Origin of the sequence: Mesorhizobium sp. M7A.F.Ca.CA.001.10.2.1, assembly GCF_003998575.1 — a bacterium.
In the GTDB taxonomy this organism is placed as follows: Bacteria; Pseudomonadota; Alphaproteobacteria; order Rhizobiales; family Rhizobiaceae; genus Mesorhizobium.
This window is the reverse complement of record NZ_RZQY01000229.1, coordinates 1-8364: the sequence shown is the minus strand read 5'-3', so window position 1 is coordinate 8364 and position 8364 is coordinate 1. Positions and strand designations below refer to the sequence as shown.

The window sequence follows — 8364 nt, the reverse complement described above, 5'->3', positions numbered from 1 at the left end:
CGCCGGGAATGCCGGCCGCGCGCGGCGTTTCCGAGCCGCCGCAATAGAGCACGGCATCATGTTCGGCGAGCAGCTCGGCAACCGGCTTGTCGACGCCGACATTGACGCCGCAATGGAAGGTCACGCCCTCACCCTGCATCTGCTCGATGCGCCGGTCGATATAGTGCTTCTCGATCTTGAAGTCGGGAATGCCGTAGCGCATCAGCCCGCCGGGCCGGCTTTCGCGCTCGTAGACATGGACATCGTGGCCGGCGCGGCCAAGCTGCTGGGCAGCCGCCATGCCGGCAGGGCCGGAGCCGATGACGGCGACGCGCTTGCCGGTCTTCTTCTCCGGCGGATAGGGCCTGATATGGCCGGTTTCATAGGCCTTGTCGGCGATCGCCTGCTCGACCGTCTTGATGGCGACGGGAATGTCCTCGAGGTTCAGCGTGCAGGCTTCCTCGCAGGGCGCGGGGCAGATGCGGCCGGTGAACTCCGGGAAATTGTTGGTCGAATGCAGGTTGCGGATCGCGTTGTCCCAGTCGCCATTGTAGACGAGGTCATTCCAGTCCGGAATCTGGTTGTGGATCGGGCAACCGGTCGGCCCATGGCAGAACGGAATGCCGCAATCCATGCAGCGCGCGGCCTGTTTCTCGACCTCCTTGTCGGACATCGGCAGCGTGAATTCACGGAAATGCCGGATGCGATCGGAGGCCGGCTGGTACTTGTGCACCTGCCGGTCGATTTCGAGAAAGCCTGTTACCTTGCCCATAGTCCAGTTCCTGCTGTCCAGATGGTGCGGTTTTCGCCGCACCCGTTAACCCCTTGAGGCAGCCATGGCAACCTTGCGCCGGAGGTCAAACTGTCGATGAAGATGGGCCGGGAAGCCTGGGCTCCCCGGCAATTGCAAAGCCTATTCCGCCGCGACGCCCATGCGCATGCGTTCCATCTCGATCAGGGCGCGGCGGTATTCGACCGGCATGATCTTGCGGAACTTCGGCCGGAAAATCGTCCAGTCGTCGAGAATCTCGCGGCCGCGCACCGACCCGGTGTAATGCACATGGTTGGAAATCAGCTGGTAAAGCCGCTCCTCGTCATGGCTGGTCATGTCGCCGGAGACGTCGACGCGACCCTTGTGATCGAGGTCGCCGCCATGGTGCAGCAGCCTTTCCATCAGATCGTCTTCTTCCGGAACCGGCTCCAGCTCGACCATCGCCATGTTGCAGCGCTCGGCGAAATCGCCCGCCTCGTCGAGCACATAGGCGACGCCGCCCGACATGCCGGCGGCGAAATTGCGGCCGGTCTTGCCGATGACGACGACGATGCCGCCCGTCATGTACTCGCAGCCATGGTCGCCGACGCCTTCGACGACGGCGGCGACGCCCGAATTGCGCACGGCGAAACGCTCGCCGGCGACGCCGGCAAAGTAGGCCTCGCCCTCGGTGGCGCCATAGAGCACCGTATTGCCGACGATGATGGACTCGGCGGCGACGATCTTGGCCTCTTCCGGCGGCCGGATGACGATGCGGCCGCCCGACAGGCCCTTGCCGACATAGTCATTGCCGGCGCCGACAAGCTCGAACGAGATGCCGCGCGCCAGGAAGGCGCCGAAGGACTGGCCGGCAGTGCCGGTCAGCTTCACCTGGATGGTGTCCTCGCGCAGGCCCTTGTGCTTGAAGCGCTTGGCCACTTCACCCGACAGCATGGCGCCCGTCGAGCGGTCGACATTGCGGATATCGACCTCGATCTTGACCGGCAGCTTGCTTTCGAGCGCAGGCTTTGCCAGCTCGATCAGCTTGCGGTCGAGCACGTCGTCGATCGGGTGCTTCTGGCGCTCGGTCCAGTGCACCGCCTCATGCGGCGCATCCGGCTTGAAGAACATCTTCGAGAAATCGAGCCCGCGCGCCTTCCAGTGCACGATCAGGTCGCGCTTCTCCAGAAGATCACTGTCGCCGATGATCTGGTCGATATGGGTGTAACCCATCTCGGCGAGCAGCTCCCTCACCTCTTCCGCCACGTAGAAGAAGAAGTTGATGACATGCTCGGGCGTGCCCTTGAAGCGCTTGCGCAGCACCGGATCCTGCGTCGCGACGCCGACCGGGCAGGTGTTGAGATGGCACTTGCGCATCATGATGCAGCCGGCCGCGATCAGCGGCGCGGTCGAGAAGCCGAACTCGTCGGCGCCAAGCAGCGCACCGATGATAACGTCGCGCCCCGTGCGCAAGCCGCCGTCGACCTGCAGCGCGACGCGCGACCGCAAGCCGTTCAGCACCAGCGTCTGGTGCGTCTCGGCAAGGCCCATTTCCCATGGGCTGCCGGCATGCTTGAGCGAGGTCAGCGGCGAGGCGCCAGTGCCGCCATCATAGCCCGAAATGGTGATGTGGTCGGCGCGTGCCTTGGCGACGCCCGCCGCAACCGTGCCGACGCCGACTTCCGACACCAGCTTGACCGACACGTCGGCCGCCGGATTGACGTTCTTCAGGTCGTAGATCAGCTGTGCCAGATCCTCGATCGAATAGATGTCGTGATGCGGCGGCGGCGAGATCAGGCCGACGCCCGGCGTCGAATGCCGGACCTTGGCGATGGTCGCGTCGACCTTGTGGCCGGGCAGCTGGCCGCCCTCGCCGGGCTTGGCACCCTGCGCCACCTTGATCTGCATCATGTCGGAATTGACGAGGTATTCGGCCGTGACGCCGAAACGGCCCGAGGCGATCTGCTTGATCGCCGAGCGTTCGGGGTTCTTGCCGCCGCCAGGCAGCGGCAGATAGCGGTCGGCCTCTTCGCCGCCCTCGCCGGTGTTCGACTTGCCGCCGATCTGGTTCATCGCGCGCGCCAGCGTGGTATGCGCTTCGCGCGAGATCGACCCGAACGACATCGCCCCGGTCGAGAACCGCTTGACGATGTCGGCCGCTGACATGACGTCGTCGAGCGCCACCTTCTTGCGGCCGGTCTCTCCGGCCAGCTTGATCTTGAACAGGCCACGAATGGTCTGGGCGCGGGCCGTCTCGCTGTCGATCTGGGCGGAATAGTCCTTGAACGTTTCCCACGACCCCTGGCGCACGGCGTGCTGCAAGGTGGCGACCGCGTCGGGCGACCAGATATGCGCCTCGCCCCGCATGCGGAACATGTATTCGCCGCCGACCTCGAGGCTGTTGCGCAGCACGGGGTCGTTGCCGAAACCGTCATTGTGGCGGCTGAGCGTCTCTGCCGCAATCTCGTCCAGCCCGACGCCTTCGATCAGCGTCGCGGTGCCGGTGAAGTATTGCTGCACGAAATCGGTCTTCAGGCCGATGGCGTCGAAAATCTGCGCGCCACAATAAGACTGGTAGGTCGAGATGCCCATCTTGGACATCACCTTGAGGATGCCCTTGCCGATCGACTTGATGTAGCGCGAAACGACCTCGTAGGCGTCCACTTCCTTCGGCAGTTCGCCACGCTTGTGCATGTCGAGCAGCGTGTCGAAGGCAAGGTACGGATTGATCGCCTCGGCGCCATAGCCGGCAAGGCAGCAGAAATGATGCACTTCGCGCGGCTCGCCGGATTCGACGACGAGGCCGACCGAGGTGCGCAGCCCCTTGCGGATCAGGTGATGATGGACCGCGGCCGTAGCCAGCAGCGCCGGGATGGCGATGCGGTCCGGCCCGACCTGGCGGTCGGACAGGATGATGATGTTGTAGCCGCCGGCGACCGCCGCCTCCGCCCGCTCGCACAACCGGTCGATGGCGCCCTGCATGCCCGCGGCCCCTTCGGCCGAGCCATAGGTGATGTCGATCGTCTTGGTGTCGAAACGGTCCTCGGTGTGGCCGATGGAACGGATCTTTTCGAGATCGCCATTGGTCAGGATCGGCTGGCGCACCTCGAGCCGCTTGCGGCGCGAATTTCCGACCAGGTCGAAGATGTTGGGCCGCGGCCCGATGAAGGACACCAGGCTCATCACCAGCTCCTCGCGGATCGGATCGATCGGCGGGTTGGTGACCTGGGCGAAGTTCTGCTTGAAGTAGGTGTAGAGCAGCTTCGACTTGTCCGACATCGCCGAGATCGGCGTGTCGGTGCCCATCGAGCCCACCGCTTCCTGGCCTGTCGTCGCCATCGGCGACATCAACAGCTTGGTGTCTTCCTGGCTATAGCCGAATGCCTGCTGGCGATCGAGCAGGCTGACATCCTTGCGCAGCGCGCGCGGCTCGACCGGCTTCAAATCTTCGAGAATGAGCTGCGTGTTGGCGAGCCAGGTCTTGTAGGGATGCTTGGTCGCGATCTCCGACTTGAGCTCCTCGTCGGAGACGATACGCCCCTTCTCCAGGTCGATCAGAAGCATCCGGCCTGGCTGCAGCCGCCACTTCTTGACGATCTTCTCCTCGGGCACCGGCAGCACGCCGGCTTCCGAGGCCATGATGACGCGGTCGTCATCGGTGACGATGTAGCGTGCCGGGCGCAGGCCATTGCGGTCGAGCGTGGCGCCGATCTGGCGGCCATCGGTGAAAACCACCGCCGCCGGCCCGTCCCACGGCTCCATCAGTGCCGCATGGTATTCGTAGAAGGCCTTGCGATCGGCATCCATGAGCTTGTTGCCCGCCCAGGCTTCCGGGATCAGCATCATCATGGCATGGCTGAGCCTGTACCCGCCCTGGAACAGGAACTCGAGCGCATTGTCGAAGCAGGCGGTGTCGGACTGGCCGTCATAGGAAATCGGCCACAGCTTCGAGATGTTGTTGCCGAACAGTTCGGAATCGACCGACGCCTGGCGCGCAGCCATCCAGTTGTTGTTGCCGCGCACGGTGTTGATCTCGCCATTGTGGGCGACCATGCGGTAGGGATGCGCCAGCTTCCAAGACGGGAAGGTGTTGGTCGAGAAGCGCTGGTGGACGAGGATCAGCGCGGTCTCGAAGCGCGGATCGATCAGGTCCTTGTAATAGGCGCCGACCTGGTAGGCCAGGAACATGCCCTTGTAGACGATGGTGCGCGCCGACAGCGACACGCAATAGGCGCCGATGTCCTTGTTATCGTTCTCGGCGTAGATGCGGCCCGATATCACCTTGCGCAGCAGATAGAGCCTGGCCTCGTATTCCTCGTCATCGGTAATGTCTGGCGTGCGGCCGATGAAGATCTGCCGATGGAACGGCTCGGATGCCACGATGTCAGGCGCCTTCGAAAGCGACGAATTGTCGACGGGCACGTCACGGAAACCGATGAGCGGAAGCCCCTCGGATTGCGCCGATTCGACAATGATGTCCTCGATATGGGCGCGAAGGGCCGCGTCCTGCGGCATGAACCAGTGTCCGACGCCGTACTGACCCGCCGGCGGCAGCTCGATGCCCTGGGCCGTCATCTCCTCACGGAAGAACTGGTCGGGAAGCTGCACCAGCACGCCGGCGCCATCGCCGACCAGCGGATCGGCGCCAACGGCGCCGCGATGCGTCAGGTTTTCGAGCACAGCCAGCCCGTCCTTGACGATCTGATGCGACTTCACGCCCTTCATATTGACGATGAAGCCGACGCCGCAGGCGTCATGCTCGTTGCGCGGATCGTAGAGGCCCTGGGCGGAAAAGCCGTTGGCGGTTCGGCTAATATTGGATCGCAAGGTGGTTTTGACGGTTGCCGCTTTCGTCTGCGCGGCCTGGCCGTTCGTCGCAGAGTGCGTCATGTCCGTCATCTCCTGTCCTCCATTCCCAGCCATTCAGGCGCTGGTTTGCCTCGGCAAGCGCTTGGCTCACCCTGATCCTTGTGGCACGTCTTGCGAAATCCTTGCCGAACCAGGCGGCTTTCCGCATGGAACGCATCTGGTAATCGTACAGGCCAGAGTCTGGCTGTCCACCTGTCGCTCGCGGCAACAGCCGGAGAGGCCCAATGATACGCCAATCCGGCTCGTTTTGTGCGACAAAATAAGACAGCACTACTGTCCTAAATTTTTATGGCAGAAATCTGGGACGCACACAAGACCGATTCACAAAAAACTTGGGCTTTCCGCGACAGAAAATGTCGTCAAGTCCGGGAAAAACGTAAGCTTCAGTCGTCGACCTGGGCTTTGCCGGTTGGCTGGCTTTACTGTTTTTCCGGCGCCTGGCCCCTTGCGGTCCGCTCGCGAAACCGGTCAACTTCAGACTGATTTCCCCAAAACCCGATTTCCCCAAACCCCCGACCTCCCAAGACATAGGCAGATGCATGTTCTTCGCTTCCGACAATTGGGCAGGCGCCCATCCCAATATTGCCGCCGGCCTGTCGGCCAATGCCGGCGGCTTTTCCACCGCCTATGGCGACGGTGCGCTCGACCGGGCAGTCTACCAGCGCTTCAGTGAGATTTTCGAACGCGAGGTCGCGGTGTTCTTCGTCGCCACCGGCACGGCCGCCAACTCGCTGGCGCTCACCGCTTACAACAAGCCGGGCGGCATTTCCTTTGCCCATCGCGAATCGCATGTCATCGAGGACGAATGCGGCGCGCCGGTATATTTTTCCGGCGGCTCTCGCCTGCATGAGATCGATGGCGCGCTGGGCAAGATCGATCCGCACAATCTGGAAAGGACCATCGGCCGTTTCGCACCGGAAATTGTCCATTGGGGACGGCCGATGGCCGTTTCGATCACCCAGTCGACCGAGGTCGGCACCATCTACGGCCTGGATGAGATCGAGACGATCTCGGCGATCGCCAAACAATATTCGGTGCCCCTGCACATGGATGGCGCCCGCTTTGCCAATGCGCTGGTCGCACTCGACACGACACCGGCCGAAATGACCTGGAAACGCGGCGTCGACATCCTCTCCTTCGGCGGCACCAAGAACGGCTGCTGGTGCGCCGAAGCGATCGTGTTGTTCGACCTCGATCGTGCCAGGGAATTGGCCTTCCTGCGCAAGCGCGCCGCCCAGCTGTTTTCGAAATCGCGCTTCGTCGCGGCGCAGTTCGAGGCCTATTTCAAGGGTGGGCTGTGGCTGGACACCGCCCGCCACGCCAACGCCATGGCCGCACGCCTTGCCGCCGCGATCGAGGATTCGGCAACGGCCAAGCTGGCATGGCTGCCGCAGGCGAACGAGGTTTTCGCGGTGATCAAGAAGGCCGAGGCCGAGAGGCTGCAGACCGCGGGTGCCGCCTTCTACGACTGGCACAAGCCGCATGGCTTTGACGGCCACATCGGCGAGGACGAGTTGCTCTACCGCTTCGTCACCAGCTTTGCGACGACAGCCGATGAAGTCGACCGTTTTGGCCAGCTGATCGCCTGATAACGCATTTCCCCGACAACAAAAAAGCGGCGCCTTTCGGCGCCGCTTCCGTCTCGGGAGGAGACTTGTATTTTAGGCAGCGGTCTTGGCCTCGATCTGCTTGGCCTTGGCCGAAGACGCCGTAATGGCGATCTTGCGCGGCTTCAGCTCCTCGGGGATGTTGCGCTTGAGGTCGACGAAGAGCAGGCCGTTCTTCAGCGAGGCGCCAACGACCTCGACGTGGTCGGCAAGCTGGAAGCGACGTTCGAAAGCCCTCGAGGCAATGCCGCGATAGAGCAGCTCAGAGCCTTCGCCGGTGCCCTCGTCCTTGCGCTCACCCTTCACGGTCAGCACGTTGCGATGGGCTTCGATCGAGATTTCCTCGTCCGAGAAGCCGGCAACCGCCATCGAGATCCGGTAGGAATCCTCACCGGTGCGCTCGATGTTGTAGGGCGGATAGGTCTGCGCGCCATCCGGCTGCGCAAGCGAATCGAGCATCGTGAACAGACGATCGAAGCCGACGGTCGAGCGATAAAGCGGGGAAAAATCAACGTGACGCATGAGGTGTTCTCCTGTTGAGCAACATGGTTTGCGTATGGCCGGTGCGAAACCCTTGAGCGGCGTTTCGGGTGGACCAGCGGCCCCGACATTGGCGACCGCACGAGACATTTGGGGAGCGCTGGAAAGCATTTCAAGATTTCACCTGGCGGCAAAAGCCACGGCGGCCGGACCCTTGATGAACGGCAGATGAACCGGCACTTCGGCGCGCGTTCAGGCAGCCGGCGCTAAAGTCCATTCCAGGATCAAGGACTGGCGGCGCCGATTGCACAACAGGCACCGCAACGAGGCCGACCGGGTGTAACGTCCCTTCCTCCCGGATCGACAGGGGCCGGAAGCACGCTTTCAAGCGGCTTCCGGCCTTCCCTGATGCAGCCTCCCCTTCACCGGGAATTCCTTGGCTTTTGGCGCATGGGCGTCTATCACCTTAGCGGAGCCGGCCAGCGCAGGCGGGCATGCGAGACGCCGAGCACGAAGCGCCGAATGACGGATCTTTTCACCGAAAACTCCCTTTTTCACGAAATCGAGGGCAATCCGCGGCCGGAAAATGCCACCGGCGGCTTCTTCACCACGCGTGACCGAAAGAATATCCGCTACGGCCTGTTCGGCGCGGTCGCTCGCCCGATGAAGGGCACCGTG

4 protein-coding genes are annotated in these 8364 nt (G+C 63.0%); 1 reads left to right on the top strand and 3 read right to left on the bottom strand.

Annotated elements, in window-relative coordinates; translation table 11 throughout:
- Positions 1-751: glutamate synthase subunit beta (locus EN964_RS16355; RefSeq protein WP_164775840.1), on the bottom strand; the 751-nt coding region annotated here is incomplete at its 3' end.
- Between the two features lie 141 nt (positions 752-892).
- Entirely contained in the window at positions 893-5629 is a 4737-nt protein-coding gene (gene gltB, locus EN964_RS16350) for a glutamate synthase large subunit (RefSeq protein ID WP_127268829.1), read from the bottom strand.
- A gap of 509 nt (positions 5630-6138) precedes the next feature.
- Here gltB and EN964_RS16345 point away from each other — a divergent pair.
- Positions 6139-7188: a low specificity L-threonine aldolase gene (locus EN964_RS16345; protein WP_127272775.1), complete on the top strand. Its 1050-nt coding sequence runs from the start codon at positions 6139-6141 to the stop codon at positions 7186-7188.
- A 72-nt stretch (positions 7189-7260) separates the two neighbouring features.
- Here the strand turns inward: EN964_RS16345 and EN964_RS16340 are convergent, their stop codons facing one another.
- A complete protein-coding gene (locus EN964_RS16340; protein ID WP_013529716.1) occupies positions 7261-7728 on the bottom strand; it encodes an Hsp20 family protein in 468 nt (155 codons plus the stop codon).
- Positions 7729-8364: the final 636 nt, after the last annotated feature.

Bases quoted from the DNA above. Each gene is read 5' to 3' on its own strand.
- gltB (WP_127268829.1), bottom strand. From the start codon at position 5,629: ATGACGGACATGACGCACTCTGCGACGAACGGCCAGGCCGCGCAGACG.
- EN964_RS16345 (WP_127272775.1), top strand. From the start codon at position 6,139: ATGTTCTTCGCTTCCGACAATTGGGCAGGCGCCCATCCCAATATTGCC.
- EN964_RS16340 (WP_013529716.1), bottom strand. From the start codon at position 7,728: ATGCGTCACGTTGATTTTTCCCCGCTTTATCGCTCGACCGTCGGCTTC.